The following is a 16,544-nucleotide window of genomic DNA, read 5'->3' as shown; positions in this document are numbered from 1 at the left end:
AAAATCGAATTAGAACAAGAGCAAAATAAAGATGATAAATACATGGACAACTCATCAAATCAGTAATCAATTTGATGAAAAGCAGGACTATAACCTATTTAGCAGTGATCAGGTTTTACAAGAAATTTTGACTCGATATGGCAGTCAAGATCAGGCCGCTTTGGCGGAGTTAGGGCAAGTCGCAGGCTCGGCAGAATATTATCGATATGCAGATCAAGCCAATCGGCATACCCCCATCTTACATGCCTTCGATGCACGTGGACGCCGCAAAGATTGTATTGAGTTTCATCCCGCATGGCATCAATGGATGCAATTGAATCGAAACCATGCTGTACATGCCCATCCTTTTATTGCACCGCAATCCCAAACTGTGTGGGTAGATTGGGCGGCACGCTTTTATTTGAGTGGTCAAGTCGAATGCGGCAGTTTGTGTCCAACAGCGATGACGCTCGGCAGTATTCCATTGTTGCAACATGAGCCTGAACTGTGGGAAAAAATTGGTAGTAAGCTTCTATCGACTGAATACGATGCGCGTGATGTGCCAATCAGTCAGAAAAAATCAATTTGGTTGGGTATGGGCATGACCGAAAAGCAGGGTGGTTCAGATGTACGAGCCAATGAAACCATTGCGATTCCAGTTACAGAGTCGGGGCGTGGTCAAGCCTATTTGCTGACAGGTCACAAATGGTTTTTCTCTGCCCCCATGTGTGATGCACATTTGGTGGTGGCACAAACCGAGCAGGATGGTTTAGCCTGTTTTTTTGTACCGCGCTGGCTAGAAGATGGCAGTAAAAATGCCATACAGATACAACGCCTAAAAGAAAAAGTAGGGAACCGCAGTAATTCCAGTTCCGAAGTCGAATTTAAAGAGGCTTGGGGCATTATGATTGGTGAGGTGGGGCGTGGTATTCCCACGATTATTGAAATGGCAAATTACACCCGACTCACCTGTTCTGTAGGCAGTAGTGCCATGTTAAGACAGGCTTTAGTGCAGTGCCTTGCTTATACCCGACAGCGTAAGGCTTTTGGAAAACATTTGTCTGAACAACCGTTGATGCAAGCCGTTTTGGTGGATTTGGCTTTGGAAACTGAAGCCGCAGTACAACTCAGTTTCCATTTGGCACATTGCTATGAGCAAGAAGATGCTTTATCGGTGGCATGGAAACGCATTATGACCCCAGCATCGAAGTTCTGGATTTGCAAACGTGCGGTGGAGCTTTCTGGTGAAATGATGGAAGTCTTTGGGGGTAACGGTTATGTTGATGCAGGGATTATGGCGAGAATTTTTAAAGAAGCGCCTGTGAATACCATTTGGGAAGGTTCAGGCAATGTGATGTGTTTAGATGTGCTTCGTGCGATTCAACGAGAGCCAGAATCCATGCAGGTGTTGTTGCAGTCTTTTGCCGATGTAGCCCAGCAACAGCCATTATTACAAGCAGAACTGCAACAATTGCTACAGTTATTTCAGCAAACGCCTGAGCAACTGCAATTTATGGCACGTAGTTTGGTCAGTCGGTTGGTGATTTTGGCTCAAGCCAGTTTATTGCAACAATATGCTCCAGCATTCATTGCAGATGCATTTATTCAATCCCGTTATCAGGCGTTCCATGGACGTGTTGTAGGGATGCTTGAAGTACAACAGCAAAATGTCGAGAAAATATTGGCTCGAGTCTTAGTCGTATAAAATATTGTTTTTTGAGTAAAATAACAGAGGATAGATTGTTTTTTAGTCGATCGTGTAAGCTAAAGCGTACAATGAATGATGGACTTTGCGTATAGGCAATTTTTTTGAAATCACCTATCATGCATTTCATTCAGGAACAGGATGTTCCAGAACATTCAAGGATTGAAATGTTCTAAAGCAAGGATCGTTTTGGTGCAACAGGAAGTTATACCGAGCAACGAATATGGAAAAGGCCCGACAGGATGTTGGGCTTTTTTTATGTGTGATGTTGCATAATTTTGAGCAAACAAATTTCTACATTTGAAGCATAAAAACTGAGTCGTAGAGCTAAAACTTCACAATCAAAGTTCCCATGGTCTCTTCATTGAAGTAATGAATTAAAGCCTCAGGCAAATGGTCAAAACCCTCAATCAGATGTGCTTGATAACTCATTTTCCCTTGAGCTAAATATTCAGCAATTACTTGATTTGATTCATGCATGAATTCGAGATAGGGGCTGAGCATTGTCCCGCGAATACTTAAGTACCTGTGCTGAATGCCCGCTAAATTTGATGAATGGTAAGACGTGGAATGCTGTGCGGATGGCTTGTCTAATTCAATGACACGTCCAGATGGCTTCATTTGTGCATAAATTAGTCTTTGTAATGGTTCATCTTTATTATCAAAGAAGATGTCTATACCATCTGGTGCTGCAAGGCTTAATTGGGTGGCAGAATGTGAATGGCTCATATGAATGGCTGCATCAAAACCCAATTCATTCACTAAGTATTGGCATTTTTTACTGGAGTCCGAACAGCCGATGACCCTTAGACCTTTGGCTTTTGCGAGTTGACCCAGTAAAGAACCCAGAGTGCTTGCTGCATTGGCAATCAGGAGCGTTTCCCCAGCTTTCGGTTGGGCAAGTTTGATTAACCCGATATATGCGGTAAGGCCTGTAAAATAAAATAAAGAAAGTACGGCTTCCGCAGGTAGGCTCGAATCAATAATATACATCTCAGAATGTCCTAAAACATATTCATTCCAACCTGTAATCCCCACCACTTGAACCCCTACGGGAAATTGAGGATTTAGAGACTCAATGACTTTGCCAACACCATAAGATTGTATAATTTCACTCTTCTGCGTAGGCGTAAATGTATCGTGATGTCTTTGTTGTAACCAATGAGGCATGACAGGGTCTAAGCAGATATGTGTCTGTCTAACCAAAAATTCACCCACAGTTAAATTTGGCAAAGGCAAGGGAACCCTATCAAATATATCCATACTCAATTTTCCTTGTGGATATCGGGACAACCTAAATGCTTGATTCCTCATGATTGTCATCCTTTTACAGTTGCTTTTTTATCATTGATATTGCACTGATCAAGCTCAAGCATTGTATGAAGAAATACTGTTCTATCGTTATTGTTTACACTTGTGTAGATGATTTTACTGTTCTTAATCTCATTCTTGTTATGTACGGGGTGATGTGTTTATTCTGTCTGTCTTCTCCTGAAGAGGTCGGCTCATTGAGGCGCTATCAAGTACAGATACTGAACTGCATTGTTCATAGATGGATGAATAAATTTTCAGTACGGGTAATGCCGAAAAGTCTGTTTGGCGTTGTAGCGAAATGAATGCGATACATTGATTTTAAAATGTACAGCTATGGCATTTCAATCTGATTTTGATCCCTTTTCTGTATCATTGCTCTTTTAATTGAGCACGTAAGCGATTGAGTTCTTCACGTAACTGACTGACTTGGTCTGGTGCACATTGAAGGGCTGTCAGAATTTGTTCCGGAATTGGCATTACGGCTTGTTTTAGAGCCTGTCCTTTGGTGGTCAAGGAAATCAGCACCCGTCGTTCATCTTCAACTGAGCGTTTGCGCTCAATAAAACCTAAACTTTCCAGCCGTTTCAATAAGGGGGTGAGGGTGGAAGATTCTAAAAAAATTCGTTGCCCAATCTCAGAGACAGTGAGCTGATCTTGTTCCCATAAAATCAGCATGACCAAGTATTGTGGATAGGTAATTCCATGCGGCTGTAATAATTTTCGATAGTATTGATTCAGCGCAAGATGAGTCGAATATAAAGCAAAACAAAGTTGATTATCGAGCTTTAATAACTCCTCTTGGTTTGACATAAGGGTGTACCAATGTGTGAAATAACTTCTATTATAACTTTAAGCCAGCATGGCTGACATACCCATCTTCAAATTCAGGCATTTAGACAAAATTTGCCTGCCATAATCTGTATTTTTTGCAGTGAACTTGGGCGGGGATGATGATCAATATGGGTATAAATCTGCTTGTAAAATAGCCAAAAAGGCGTATGCTTATTTTCCTGCTGTAAATGTAGAACAATTCAAATCTGTATTCAAAAGGTGGAACAAAATGGCCAAGAAAAAAACTGAGCCAAAAGTCGTGATTCACAACTTTGTGGCAAAACACATGCATGAAGTCAACCAAAGCCAAGTTTTTGTTGATCGAAAGAAAAATGCAAAACGAGGTTATAGCAAACATAAGCAAGGGCGATATTCCGAAGATTATCGCCCTTTTTTATTGCCGTGTTGTGCAGCATGATGAATGTGTTAAGCACCCACAATACGAGTACTTGATTTCACCATATCGGCTAAGCCATGCGTTTTGAAATAATATTCCATCCAACTTTTTATCATGAGTGGATTACTCATTTTTAACACACGATCCAGTTGTTCTTGGGCATCAGACATTGGAACATGACAAATCGCTTTACGTACACGCAAGATGTTACTTGAACTCATGGAAAGCGTATTAAAGCCCATTGCCATAAGCAGGATGGCAGAGAGCGGATCGCCCGCCATTTCACCACAAATACTGATGGGTTTATTGAACTTATGACACTCTTGAACCAAACGCGTGAGTGCTCTTAAAATTGACGGGTGATAGTGCGAGTAAACATTCGCAACGCGAGGATTATTGCGATCAACCGCCAATAAATATTGGGTTAAGTCATTCGAACCCACCGAGAAGAAATCCACCAACTCAGCAAACTCTTCAATTTGTAGCAGCACACTCGGGACTTCAACCATTATGCCAATTTTCGGCTTATTGATTTTAACCTGTTCTTCTTCTTGCACTGCGTGCCAGTCACGATCGAGTAAATACAAGGCTTCTTCGACTTCACTGACACTGGTGACCATAGGCAATAAAATATGCAGATTATTTAGCCCAATACTGGCTTTGAGCATGGCTCGAATTTGTGAAGAAAAAATTTCAGGATGATCCAAGGTAAAACGAATACCTCGCCAGCCCAAGGCAGAGTTTTCTTCTTCAATCGAGAAATAAGGTAAATCTTTATCTGCACCAATATCGAGGGTACGCATCACCACAGGCTTGTTGGCAAAATGGCTGAGCTGTTGACGATAAATGGCACGTTGTTCTTCTTCCCCAGGGAAGCGGTCACGTAGCATAAATGGAATTTCAGAGCGATATAGACCAACACCTTTGGCACCACGTTGTACACCACGCACCACATCAATCATGAGACCCGTATTTACATACAGATGCACAGCGACACCATCTGGGGTAATGGAATCTTTGGTCTCATATTGTTTGAGATCTTTGGCAATTTGCTCTTCTTCTTTTTGAATTTCTTTATAGCGTGTTCGCATACGACGAGGAGGATTAATAAAAATCCGCCCTTGATGTGCATCGACAATCATTTCGACATCATCAAGCGTATTGATCGGGAGTTCAGTGACACCAACTACGGTTGGGATACCAAGAGCACGCGCTACAATCACCATATGCGAGTTCATGGCGCCTTCAGTGGTGACAATGGCAGCAATTTTATCGACAGGCAGTTCTACCAAAGCAGCAGTCGAAATTTCTTCACCAATTAAGATGCTTTCATCCGTCAGTTCACGGTGGCTAGAGTCAGCTTCCTGTAAAAATGCCAAAATACGTCGACCTAAATCTTTTAGGTCAGCCACCCGTTCACGTAAGTAGTCATCTTCCATTTGAGCAAACAGCGCAATATGGTTCTCAATGACAATACGAACAGCACCCTGTGCCCAGTTGCCATCACGAATTTCTGATTTAATCTCAGCGGGCAGGGCATTTTCATCCAACATGCGTAAGAACACGCTAAACAGTGCACGTTCTTCTGCCATCAAGGCATCTTGCATTTTATCATCGAGGGATTGAATTTCTTCTCGTACGGCATTTAATGCACGATCAAGTAGTGCCAATTCTTCACTAATATCATCGGCTTCACGGTCAGGAACCGCAGACAGATCGGCTGGAGGATATAAAATGACTGCACGACCTAAGGCAATCCCACCTGAGCCAGACACCCCTTGGAAGGTTTTATAAGCAGGCAGATTGCTTGGTTTACGGAAGACATCAATATTGCCCACGGCATGGGCATGTGCAATCACTCCAGAAAGTTGTGCACAGAGTGTCACGAGGAAGGATTCAGCCGCTTCACTAAAATCTTGTTTGTCTTTATTTTGAACCACCAACACACCCATGACCTTGCGGCGGTACATGACAGGTACCCCGAGGAAAGAGTTATAAATTTCTTCCCCTGTTTCTGGTAGGTACATAAAGCGTTCATGCTTAGGTGCATCGTCTAGGTTGACAATTTCTTCACGTTGTCCCACCAGCCCCACCAAACCTTCGCCTGTGTGTAAGGACACATGTCCGACAGATTCAGGGTTTAGCCCTTTAGAAGCCATCAGTAGGTAACGTTGGTTACGTTCATCTAAAAGGTAGATTGAGCAGACATCGACGTGCATCGCTTCAGCGACCTGATTGACCATAATGTCGAGTGATTCATGCATACTGGTGGACGCATTGATTTCTTGAACAATACGTCTAAGGGTATCCAGTTGCATGTTCGACATAGAGTCTGCTCCCAAAAAAAATTAAATTAGTTTTATTTATAGCAATAGTGTCTTAAAAAATCTGCATATTTATACATTTTTTTAAGGTTTTTTTATGGGTAATTGATTGCACAATTCCACCATAGCTTTACGGTAGACATCTCGCTTGAAATTCACCACCTGCCCTAGCGGATACCAATAGCTCACCCATTGCCATTGGTCGAACTCGGGTGGATCAGACAAATTCAATTGAATATGCTGTACCGAAGCGGTTAACTTGAGTAAAAACCACTTTTGTTTTTGACCTATACATACGGGGTCTGAATCCGTACGTATATACCGATGTGGCAAACGGTAGCGCAACCACCCTTTAGTTTGCGCTACAATTTCGACGTGTTCGGGCAGTAAGCCAACTTCTTCTCTCAGCTCACGATAAAGTGCCTGTTCGGGGGTTTCTCCATATTGGATACCTCCTTGTGGAAATTGCCAAGCATTGTGTCCAATGCGTTTTGCCCATAAAACCTGTCCAAAGTCGTTTGCCAAAATGATCCCGACATTGGGTCGGAAACCTTCAGAGTCGATCATTTGGCTACCTAAATTTTGTGTAATATTGTGGCTTCGCGTTCGGGGATTGTTATTTCTTTATCCAACACGAACCAAAACAAAGCTAAAATGTTAAAATTGTTATGATCTTAACGAATTTCTATCGACTAGCGGAGATAGATTTACAAATTTTTTCTTAAATTTCAGTTTTTACGAGTATTTTCATGAAATTGGCGCTATTTGATCTCGATCACACCTTACTGAATACAGATTCAGATCATTCTTGGGGAGAGTTTTTAGTCAATGAGGGGTTAGTCGATCCTATCCGCCATCGTCAAATGAATGACAAATTTTATGAGGACTACAAAGCAGGTCAACTTGACCCGATTGCTTATAATGAATTTGTTTTTGAATTTTTGACTCAACATGACAATCAGTATTTAACCGAATTACATGAACTGTTTATGCAGAAAGTCATTCGCCCGCAAATGCGTCCAGACGGATTTGCGGCAATAGAAAAGCACCGCGAAGCAGGACATGCTTTGGTGGGAATTACCGCGACGTCAGATTTTATTACTGCACCGATTTTTCGTGAATTTGGTATTACTGAAATTATTGCCACCAATGCCGAAGTGGTGGATGGGAAATACACGGGTAAAGTGATTAATATTCCATGCTATCAAAAAGGCAAATTGGCGCGTTTAGATTTATGGTTGGCGGGCCGCGAAGTTAAAGAGTCTTGGGCTTATTCAGATTCAATTAATGATCGTTTTCTGTTGGAATATGCCGACCATGCAATTGCGGTGAATCCAGATGATCGTCTAGAAGTTTTGGCCAAAGAACAAGGTTGGGCTATTCAAGACTGGTCGATTGCCTAAATCATTATCATCAGACAGTGATTCTAAACAGCAGGGGGGAGTGAAATCTACCCCCTGCTTTTTTGTATCAATGTTAAAGATATTTAACAGTTTTTAGCTATTCGAATTGCTATGCTGATCTAGAAAATAAGAAAACTAAAGGACATGAGCATGAATCAAGTTCGACCAAGAATGACACATTTATTTGAACAGCTCGGTTTAGACGCGAGTGAAGATGCCATTGCGTTATTTATTGTGACCCATCAACTGAATGCACAGACGCATATTGTACAGGCCGATTTTTGGACAGCGGCACAACAGCAATTTTTAGAAGAAAAAATTCAGTCCGATGGGGAATGGGCGATTGTCGTGGATCAGTTGAATGAATCGTTGCATGAAGAGTCGGTGATTAAAAAATAAGATATAATTTAGGTGTGGCGATGAAAGTTATTTGCGTCACGCAATAAATGAATAAATTAAGAAGAAATATATGTCTTTAGATCAACAATTTGTTTTACCCTCGGCATCCTTAGAGAATTCGAACTCAATCCATCAACTCGAGCAAGATCGAGCCATATTTGTTGGTGCAAAATATCAAGCTTATTATCAGAAACAATTTGAAAAAATTACCCCAAAGAAACAGTATGCTGGCTTTAATATTGCGGCCTTTTTCTTAGGGGTGATTTGGTTATTTTATCGAAAAATGTATAGCTATGGCTTTATGGCAATCGCTTTGATTTTTGTGATTGGGGTGATAGAAACACTTTTGGGGATTGAAGGCTCTGGTTCAACAATTGGCTTAAGTGTAGCATTCGGTATGTTTGGAAATACGTTGTATAAGTACCATGTGGATAAGCAGATTGGCAAGATACGACTGTTGGGCACTGGTGACTTGAGGGCTGAACTAGAAAATCGTGGTGGAACCAATTTCGTTGCTGGTTTCATCCTTCTTTTGATTGTGCTTGGGTTGATTGCGCTTGCGATTCTCGCGTCCTAAGACACGGTTAAGATAAAAAGCCATCCTTGAAGATGGTTTTTTATCATTTTAAAAAATTATTTCATCATTTCAATCAGCTCTAACACTGCTTTCGACTGGGTACGTCCAGGGTGCCAAACCATGCCCAATTGACGATTCATTTCAAAACGAATGTCGAGTTGCTGCAAATCTTGATTGAGCAAGGTTTGTGGTAAGACTGACCAGCCCAGACCAATTGAAACCAACATCCGAATAGATTCCAGTGGGTTATTGCTCATGGTGATTTTCGGCTTTAATCCCTGTTTTTCAAATTCAGCCAAGGTAATTTGACTGGTATAGGTTTGGGCAGAGGGCAATAAACTTGGATAGGCAATCAAATCTTCCAGTTTTAGGTTTTTCTTTTGAGCCAAAGGATGAAATGGGGCTGCAACAAACACCAGAGGATCATTCCAAATGGTGACATAATTCAGTCGATGATCGCCCTGCGGAGGTAAAGTAAGAAAGGCCAGTTCTAAATCACCTGCAAGGACTTGTTCGTGTGCTTGTTCAGAGTCGACAAAATGTACATCTAAGGTGACTTGTGGAAATTGTTGTACATAATGGCGTAAATGATGCGGCAGGTGGTGTAGACCAATGTGATGACTGGTGCCAATCTTGAGTTTGCCTTGTACCTGTCCTTGTTCATGGCTCAGGGTATGGTGAATATCGCCGAGTTCATTTAACCAGTTTTTAACTTTCGGTAATAAAGAATGTGCAGCATGGGTTGCTTGAACGCCACGTCCTGCCGATTCAAATAATTTCACTCCAAAATAATCTTCTAAGCTATGAATACGTTTGGTTACCGCAGGTTGGGTAATAAACAATTGGTCCGCCGCTAAAGAAATTGAACCTGTTTCCATGACTTTTACAAATGCTTCAAAGGCAGCCAAATTCATTGTGGAGATCCATAAAGTTTTTTTATATATATTCTATTATTTAGAAACTTTAAGGATTAATCAAATAAAAAAGCACCCGAGGGAGGGTGCAAAGAGGAATTCAAGCTCAAGGACATACTGGATTACACGCTGGATTCTTGAGGCTGCATGGTGGTTATTGCTTGCTTATCCCAGACTTTTTCGTGAAAGAAGAAGGCAATTGCTTGCACTGTAGGTTCAAGTAAACTTAAAGTGATTGCCATAATCAGACTACCTGTCACACAGTATCCGACTAACATCGCGACACTCATATGCATAATGTAATAACTCAAGGTTTTCAAGTCCTTTGGTTGTGTTGAACAAAGTGATAAAGATGAGCCATACGTCATGCCTTGAGCTGCTGAGAATAATTAGATAATAATGATTGGCATTTTATTTGTAAAAACAAATATATTTTTTAAATTGATTGGATAATTAGATGATAAGTGGGGGTTTAATTATTCCAAAAAGTTTTTAAATTTATAAAAATGATAAATTAGATTTATATTATTTCAGCGCTATAATCACATAAAGTAAAGCAATTACCCAGTTCTATGGAGCGCGTCGACATGGCAGGCAAAACCTTATATGACAAATTGTGGGATGACCACTTAGTAAAACAACGTGATGATGGTTCGTGCTTACTTTATATCGACCGTCATTTATTACATGAAGTGACTTCACCGCAAGCCTTTGAAGGTTTGCAGCTTGCAGGACGTCAACCTTGGCGTTTAAGTGCCAATGTCGCGACTCCAGATCATAACGTACCGACTTCAAAGAAAGAGCGTGAGCAAGGTATTGCAGGGATTGAAGATGATACTTCACGTATTCAAGTGCAAACTTTGGATGATAACTGTGAAGCCTTCAATATTGTTGAATTTAAAATTAATGATATCCGTCAAGGGATTGCACATGTCGTTGGGCCAGAACAAGGTTTAACTTTGCCGGGTATGACGGTCGTGTGTGGTGATTCGCATACGGCAACTCATGGTGCTTTTGGTTGTTTGGCGCACGGGATTGGCACTTCAGAAGTTGAACATGTATTAGCAACCCAATGCTTAGTTCAAAAGAAAATGAAGAACATGTTGGTTCGTGTCGACGGTACTTTAGGGCAGGGCGTAACCTCAAAAGATGTGGTGTTAGCGATCATTGGTAAAATTGGCACAGCGGGTGGTACGGGTCACGCGATTGAATTTGGTGGTCAAGTGTTCCGTGATATGTCCATTGAAGGCCGTATGACCGTGTGTAACATGGCGATTGAAGCGGGTGCTCGCGTGGGTATGGTTGCTGTTGACGACAAAACCATTGCCTATGTAAAAGACCGTCCTTATGCACCAAAAGCAGAACAGTGGGATGCTGCGGTTGAGTATTGGAATACTTTACATTCCGATGCAGATGCTGAGTTTGATACCGTCGTGGTATTACAAGGCGAAGAGATTGAACCACAGGTGTCTTGGGGCACTTCTCCAGAAATGGTGATTCCAGTTTCGCAAGCGGTACCGACTTTGGCACAAGCGAAAGATGATGTGCAGCGCAATGACTGGACACGTGCTTATAACTACATGGGCTTAGAAGCGGGTCAAGCCTTGTCGGATATTCAATTGGATCGTGTATTTATTGGTTCATGTACCAATTCACGGATTGAAGATATTCGTGCAGCGGCTGAAGTAGTGAAAGGTCGTAAGGTAGCTACAAGCATTAAGCAAGCGATGGTGGTTCCGGGTTCTGGTTTGGTGAAGAAACAGGCAGAAGAAGAAGGTTTGGATCAAGTTTTCCTTGATGCAGGTTTTGAATGGCGTGAACCAGGTTGCTCAATGTGCTTGGCAATGAATGCCGATAAATTACAGCCAGGTGAACATTGTGCTTCGACTTCAAACCGTAACTTTGAAGGTCGTCAGGGCAATGGCGGTCGCACGCATTTGGTGAGTCCAGCAATGGCAGCCGCAGCGGCAATTGCAGGTCATTTTGTTGATGTTCGTACATTCTAATTGGACTAAGGGGAGCAAAACATGAAAGCTTATACCGTTGAACAAGGTATTGTTGCACCATTAGACCGTGCCAATGTCGATACCGACTTAATTATTCCAAAGCAGTTTTTAAAATCAATTAAACGCACAGGATTTGGCGATAACTTATTTGATGAATTGCGTTATTTAGATGAAGGCTATCCAGGACAGGACAATTCTAAACGCCCTAAAAATCCAGATTTCATCTTAAATCAGCCACGTTATCAAGGTGCATCGGTTCTTATTTCGCGTGCCAATTTCGGTTGTGGTTCAAGCCGTGAACATGCGCCGTGGGCATTGGAAGAATACGGTTTCCGTACGGTGATTGCGCCAAGTTATGCCGACATTTTCTTTAATAACAGTTTTAAAAACGGCATGTTGCCAGTTATTTTGGCTGAAGAAATTGTCGATCAACTTTTCAAAGAATGTGCTGCGACAGAAGGTTATCAACTCACGATTGATCTTGCTGCACAAGAAGTACGTACACCCAATGGTGAAGCATTCAAATTCGAAGTTGATCCATTTCGTAAGCACTGCTTATTGAACGGTTTAGATGACATCGGTTTAACTTTACAAGTGCAAGATGATATCCGTGCTTATGAAGCGAAAACCAAACAATCACGACCTTGGGTTTTCCAAGAAATTCAAGGCTAAAGGTTGCATATTTAGTCATGACAACACCGCCCAACTCTTGCTAACATCGGGGGCATCATCAACATGATAAATGCTTTATTACGCAAGGTTGGGCTAGCAAAATGACGAAAGTTTTCGGTCAATGTGTTATTGCGGGATTGTTGTTCAGCACACTGAGCGCATGCCAGTGGGTAGATAGTGCTCGCATTAAGCAAGTGGAATATGCCGAAAGCCCATCATCAAATGCTTTAATTTATTGTTCTGGAACACATAATTGTGAGTTTGAACGTTTAGGTGATATTTTTATTGTCGATGCGCGAACTCATCGAGTCAATTCTGAAGCAATTAATAAAGGTTTGGTTCGTTTACAAGCAAAAACCTTGAATCAACCAAATGCATTGTATTTATCTGCACCAGCGAAACAACAAGAATTGGTGATTCGGTTTTATCCAATTTCACCAGATCGCGCAGAAACTTTGCACGTAATTCATGCGTTTAAAGCCAAACAAATTTATACCTTTAAAATGTATCGAGATCGAACTCGACAACATGTCAGTTTATTGAATGCATCTGCTCCAGACCCACTGTGTGTAGATTTGCAGCAAGAACAAAAAACAATTCGTCGCTTTTGCAGACCCTATGACCCGCAAACAGGGTTAGGTGAGTTTGTAGAGCAAAAAATTTAATCTCTAAACAGTCTAAGTACTGATGAAATAATGGAAGTTCTCATGTCTAAACAAATTTTGATTTTGGCGGGTGATGGTATTGGTCCTGAAATTGTCAAGGCCGCAGAGCATGTACTCGATCGAGTCAATGAAAAATTTAATTTAGGTCTCACATGGGAACATGGCCTATTGGGTGGCGCAGCGATTGATGCACATGGCGAACCGTACCCAGCAGTGACAGCGGAACAGGCAAAAAAAGCCGCTGCAATTTTGTTAGGTGCAGTGGGCGGTCCTAAATGGGATACGATTGAGCGCTCAATTCGTCCAGAACGCGGTTTATTAAAAATCCGTAGTGAATTGAATTTATTTGCAAATTTACGTCCTGCGATTCTTTACCCACAATTGGCCGATGCATCGAGCTTAAAACCTGAAATCGTTGCGGGTTTGGACATTCTGATTGTACGCGAGTTAACAGGCGGGATTTACTTTGGTCAGCCACGTGGTATTCGTGAATTGGAAAATGGTGAGAAGCAAGGCTTTAACACCGATGTCTATTCAGAGTCAGAAATTAAGCGTATTGCGAAAGTGGCTTTTGAAATGGCCGGTTTGCGTGGTGGCAAAGTTTGTTCAGTGGATAAAGCCAATGTACTTGAAGTGACGGAGCTTTGGAAGCAAACCGTTACCGCATTAAAAGAAGAGCAATATCCTGAAATTAATTTGTCACATATGTATGTTGACAATGCAGCCATGCAATTGGTGCGTGCACCTAAGCAGTTTGACGTGATTGTAACGGGCAACTTGTTTGGCGATATTTTGTCAGATGAAGCAGCCATGTTGACGGGTTCAATTGGGATGTTGCCATCGGCATCTTTAGATGAAAATGGTAAGGGCATGTATGAGCCGTGTCACGGTTCGGCGCCAGATATCGCAGGTCAGAACGTGGCGAACCCATTGGCGACCATTTTGTCGGTTGCCATGATGTTGCGTTATACCTTCCGTGAAGAGGCTGCTGCACAGGCTATTGAAGACGCGGTAGGACAAGTTTTGGATCAGGGCCTACGTACTGCCGATATCATGTCGGAAGGAATGAATAAAGTAGGTACAGTGGAGATGGGGCAGGCTGTAGTTGCTGCACTCGCATAATCTCTTTGTCGTGTAAAACGCAGCCATCGCTGCGTTTTTTTATGGGGGGAAGATTTCCCCATAACACGCGGTAAATGAGCTTGTGCAGGCTCGAGCGACTCAGGCTTATTCGTTCAGCAGAATGTCTGAATCATAGAGAGAAATGATGGGATGTAGTGATTTTTTGATACAAGGTCAAAAGCAAATTACTGTCTAGAGCGGCACAATGAGTGGGTAAAAAACATACAAACTTGTCTGTCTATGGGCAATGTTCAAGTTCAGTAAAATATGCTTATATAGGTCACATAATAAAGCGATTTGGATAATTTCATGCGCAAGATCATATTGGCTCTATTCTGTGGGGCGATGGCAACCTTCAGCTATGCAGATAACTGCGACAATGCTCGTAACACCTATGATGATATTTACTGCACCAATAAAATTTATGCCAGTGCAGATGCTGATTTGAATAAGAATTATCAACAATTACGTAAACAACTGAATGCAGCACAACAAAAAACGTTGAAAAAGTCACAATTGGCATGGATTCGTCAGCGCGATGCAGAGTGTACCGATGACGTACAAAGTACGGTCAATGTGCAGTGTCGTTTAACCACCACACAAGATCGTAATCAATGGTTACAGGAACGTTTACGTGAATGTCAAACGGTAGGCTGTAAAACCTCACGTTTAAGTGAATAAGTGCAGAAGATCTCAATATAAAAAAAGCCACATGATGTGGCTTTTTTTGCTTTCACTAATCAGAGCTTAGCGTGCACGATAAGTGATACGACCTTTCGTGAGGTCATAAGGGGTCATTTCTACCTTCACACTGTCGCCAGTTAAAATGCGGATATAGTGTTTACGCATTTTACCAGAAATGTGGGCAATCACTTCGTGACCGTTTTCTAAACGTACACGGAACATCGTATTAGGAAGCGTTTCGGTGACAACGCCTTCGAACTCAATGAGTTCCTCTTTATTGGCCATAGCCTACCTGATGATCAAATTGGAAAGGGGCAAATTATAGTCAATTTTTTAGAAAAAATCAAGAATCAAACCCTTGAGAGCGTATTAGCTGGCAGTAAATTAAGCGAACTGGCGGTTTCAAAAAAATCCAGAAAAATTTGACTATACAGGTTGTCAGTTTGGTCAATCGCAGTTAATCTAAATTTATTGTTTTAGGTATAAATGAATCACATACAAGGAAGGTCATTGCGTGGGTCAGCTAACGGATGCATCGGTTGTACTACGATTGGGCTATCAGGCGATTCGTCGTTCAGGATTACCAACCGAAGAAATTTTAACAAAAGCAGGGGTCGCCTTAAATCAAGTTCAGGCCAATGATCGTACCCCATTAAATGCACAGTTTGCTTTTTGGACAGCAGCCGAAGATGTCAGTAAGGACCCTGATATCGGTTTGCATTTGGGTGAACATTTGCCTTTATATCGTGGGCAGGTGATTGAACACTTATTTATTAGTAGTGAAAATTTTGGTGAAGGTCTTAAGCGTGCTTTGGCTTATCAGCGTTTAATTAGTGATGCCTTTCATGCTCGTTTAGTAATTGAAGATGATCGGTGTTATTTGACCAATGGAGAGCAACCTTGGGCAGAAAATTTAATTAATCGTCATTTTTCTGAATGTGCAATGTCGGGAATTTTGCGCTTCTTTAAGTTTATTACGGAAGGGCGTTTTCAGCCGCTGTATATCGACTTTAATTTTTCTCAAGGTGCGCCAGATGACGAATATTTCCGTGTCTTTGAGTGTCCAGTGAGCTTGGGTCAAAAAGAAACACGGCTGTATTTTGATCCTGTGATTTTGGCTTATCCGTTGTGGCAGGCCGAACCTGAGTTATTGCAATTGCATGAACAACTGGCAATTGAAAAGCTACAAGAACTGGCACGCTATGATTTGGTAGGTGAGGTGCGCCGTGCGATTGGTTCAACCTTAGAAAGTGGTGAAACCACTTTAGAAACGGTTGCTGCACATTTAAATATTACGCCGCGTCGTTTACGTACCCAATTGAGCGAAGCCAACACCAGTTTTCAGCAGATTCTTTCGGATTATCGTTGTCGCTTAGCGAAAAGGCTGCTTGCGAATACCAATGAAAGTGTAGAGCGGATTGTTTATTTGACCGGATTTTCAGAGCCGAGTACGTTTTATCGTGCATTTAAGCGTTGGACCAATGAAACCCCAGTTGAATATCGAAAACGTAAACAGCGTTAGTTTAAAATTTAAAAAACCTCCCGTGTGGAG

At 41.8% G+C, this 16,544-nt stretch carries 17 protein-coding genes and 1 pseudogene; 11 read left to right on the top strand and 7 right to left on the bottom strand.

All coding sequences use genetic code 11. The annotated features are described in order from the left end of the window. The first annotated feature begins 31 nt into the window (after positions 1 to 31). Positions 32 to 1,684 carry an acyl-CoA dehydrogenase family protein gene (locus E0H82_RS07190; RefSeq protein ID WP_131264014.1) on the top strand — a complete coding sequence of 551 codons (1,653 nt, stop codon included), beginning with the start codon at positions 32 to 34 and terminating at the stop codon, positions 1,682 to 1,684. A gap of 327 nt (positions 1,685 to 2,011) precedes the next feature. On the opposite strand, the gene E0H82_RS07185 is transcribed toward E0H82_RS07190, so the two are convergent. Together E0H82_RS07185 and E0H82_RS07180 are read right to left on the bottom strand one after the other, a co-directional pair. Next, positions 2,012 to 2,998 carry an MDR family NADP-dependent oxidoreductase gene (locus E0H82_RS07185; protein ID WP_131264013.1) on the bottom strand — a complete coding sequence of 329 codons (987 nt, stop codon included), beginning with the start codon at positions 2,996 to 2,998 and terminating at the stop codon, positions 2,012 to 2,014. A gap of 369 nt (positions 2,999 to 3,367) precedes the next feature. Next, positions 3,368 to 3,808: a MarR family winged helix-turn-helix transcriptional regulator gene (locus tag E0H82_RS07180; RefSeq protein WP_131264012.1), complete on the bottom strand. Its 441-nt coding sequence runs from the start codon at positions 3,806 to 3,808 to the stop codon at positions 3,368 to 3,370. Positions 3,809 to 4,058: 250 nt separating this feature from the next. Here E0H82_RS07180 and E0H82_RS07175 point away from each other — a divergent pair, with 250 nt between their 5' ends. Continuing rightward, positions 4,059 to 4,247, top strand: coding sequence for a hypothetical protein (locus E0H82_RS07175; RefSeq protein WP_131264011.1), 189 nt, complete (start codon positions 4,059 to 4,061; stop codon positions 4,245 to 4,247). Positions 4,248 to 4,255: 8 nt separating this feature from the next. On the opposite strand, the gene ptsP is transcribed toward E0H82_RS07175, so the two are convergent. Together ptsP and E0H82_RS07165 are read right to left on the bottom strand one after the other, a co-directional pair. Next, positions 4,256 to 6,553 (bottom strand): phosphoenolpyruvate--protein phosphotransferase, encoded by a 2,298-nt coding sequence (ptsP, locus tag E0H82_RS07170; RefSeq protein WP_131264010.1) that lies wholly within the window; start codon positions 6,551 to 6,553, stop codon positions 4,256 to 4,258. A gap of 81 nt (positions 6,554 to 6,634) precedes the next feature. Further along, positions 6,635 to 7,117, bottom strand: coding sequence for an RNA pyrophosphohydrolase (locus tag E0H82_RS07165; RefSeq protein ID WP_116758677.1), 483 nt, complete (start codon positions 7,115 to 7,117; stop codon positions 6,635 to 6,637). A gap of 182 nt (positions 7,118 to 7,299) precedes the next feature. Here E0H82_RS07165 and E0H82_RS07160 point away from each other — a divergent pair, with 182 nt between their 5' ends. The 3 genes from E0H82_RS07160 to E0H82_RS07150 all read left to right on the top strand — a co-directional run bounded on the left by E0H82_RS07160 (position 7,300) and on the right by E0H82_RS07150 (position 8,929). Next, entirely contained in the window at positions 7,300 to 7,953 is a 654-nt protein-coding gene (locus E0H82_RS07160) for an HAD family hydrolase (protein WP_131264009.1), read from the top strand. 150 nt (positions 7,954 to 8,103) lie between these two features. Then, positions 8,104 to 8,352, top strand: coding sequence for a DUF2789 family protein (locus E0H82_RS07155; protein WP_131264008.1), 249 nt, complete (start codon positions 8,104 to 8,106; stop codon positions 8,350 to 8,352). Positions 8,353 to 8,422: 70 nt separating this feature from the next. Continuing rightward, entirely contained in the window at positions 8,423 to 8,929 is a 507-nt protein-coding gene (locus tag E0H82_RS07150) for a DUF2628 domain-containing protein (protein ID WP_131264007.1), read from the top strand. A gap of 56 nt (positions 8,930 to 8,985) precedes the next feature. On the opposite strand, the gene E0H82_RS07145 is transcribed toward E0H82_RS07150, so the two are convergent. Together E0H82_RS07145 and E0H82_RS07140 are read right to left on the bottom strand one after the other, a co-directional pair. Further along, complete coding sequence (locus tag E0H82_RS07145) at positions 8,986 to 9,843, bottom strand: LysR family transcriptional regulator (protein ID WP_116758674.1); 858 nt, start codon at positions 9,841 to 9,843, stop codon at positions 8,986 to 8,988. Positions 9,844 to 9,965: 122 nt separating this feature from the next. Beyond that, positions 9,966 to 10,204, bottom strand: a pseudogene (locus E0H82_RS07140) (DUF2061 domain-containing protein). Between the two features lie 226 nt (positions 10,205 to 10,430). Here E0H82_RS07140 and leuC point away from each other — a divergent pair. From leuC to E0H82_RS07115, 5 genes are all read left to right on the top strand, one after another. Continuing rightward, entirely contained in the window at positions 10,431 to 11,849 is a 1,419-nt protein-coding gene (gene leuC, locus E0H82_RS07135; RefSeq protein WP_131264006.1) for a 3-isopropylmalate dehydratase large subunit, read from the top strand. 21 nt (positions 11,850 to 11,870) lie between these two features. Beyond that, entirely contained in the window at positions 11,871 to 12,521 is a 651-nt protein-coding gene (leuD, locus tag E0H82_RS07130) for a 3-isopropylmalate dehydratase small subunit (RefSeq protein WP_116758671.1), read from the top strand. Between the two features lie 101 nt (positions 12,522 to 12,622). Continuing rightward, complete coding sequence (locus tag E0H82_RS07125; protein ID WP_131264005.1) at positions 12,623 to 13,186, top strand: hypothetical protein; 564 nt, start codon at positions 12,623 to 12,625, stop codon at positions 13,184 to 13,186. A gap of 42 nt (positions 13,187 to 13,228) precedes the next feature. Next, the gene (gene leuB, locus E0H82_RS07120; protein ID WP_131264004.1) at positions 13,229 to 14,308 is read left to right on the top strand and encodes a 3-isopropylmalate dehydrogenase; all 1,080 of its coding nucleotides are present in this window, start codon (positions 13,229 to 13,231) and stop codon (positions 14,306 to 14,308) included. A 309-nt stretch (positions 14,309 to 14,617) separates the two neighbouring features. Continuing rightward, positions 14,618 to 14,989, top strand: coding sequence for a lysozyme inhibitor LprI family protein (locus tag E0H82_RS07115; protein ID WP_131264003.1), 372 nt, complete (start codon positions 14,618 to 14,620; stop codon positions 14,987 to 14,989). 66 nt (positions 14,990 to 15,055) lie between these two features. On the opposite strand, the gene infA is transcribed toward E0H82_RS07115, so the two are convergent. Further along, positions 15,056 to 15,277 (bottom strand): translation initiation factor IF-1, encoded by a 222-nt coding sequence (infA, locus tag E0H82_RS07110; RefSeq protein ID WP_001284370.1) that lies wholly within the window; start codon positions 15,275 to 15,277, stop codon positions 15,056 to 15,058. A gap of 229 nt (positions 15,278 to 15,506) precedes the next feature. On the opposite strand from infA, the gene E0H82_RS07105 reads away from it, so the two are divergent. Continuing rightward, entirely contained in the window at positions 15,507 to 16,514 is a 1,008-nt protein-coding gene (locus tag E0H82_RS07105; RefSeq protein WP_131264002.1) for an AraC family transcriptional regulator, read from the top strand. Positions 16,515 to 16,544 lie beyond the last annotated feature (30 nt).

It is taken from the genome of Acinetobacter sp. ANC 4910 (genome assembly GCF_004331035.1).
GTDB lineage: Bacteria > Pseudomonadota > Gammaproteobacteria > Pseudomonadales > Moraxellaceae > Acinetobacter.
The sequence above is the reverse complement of the archived record's forward strand: the minus strand, read 5'-3'. Positions and strand labels throughout refer to the sequence as shown.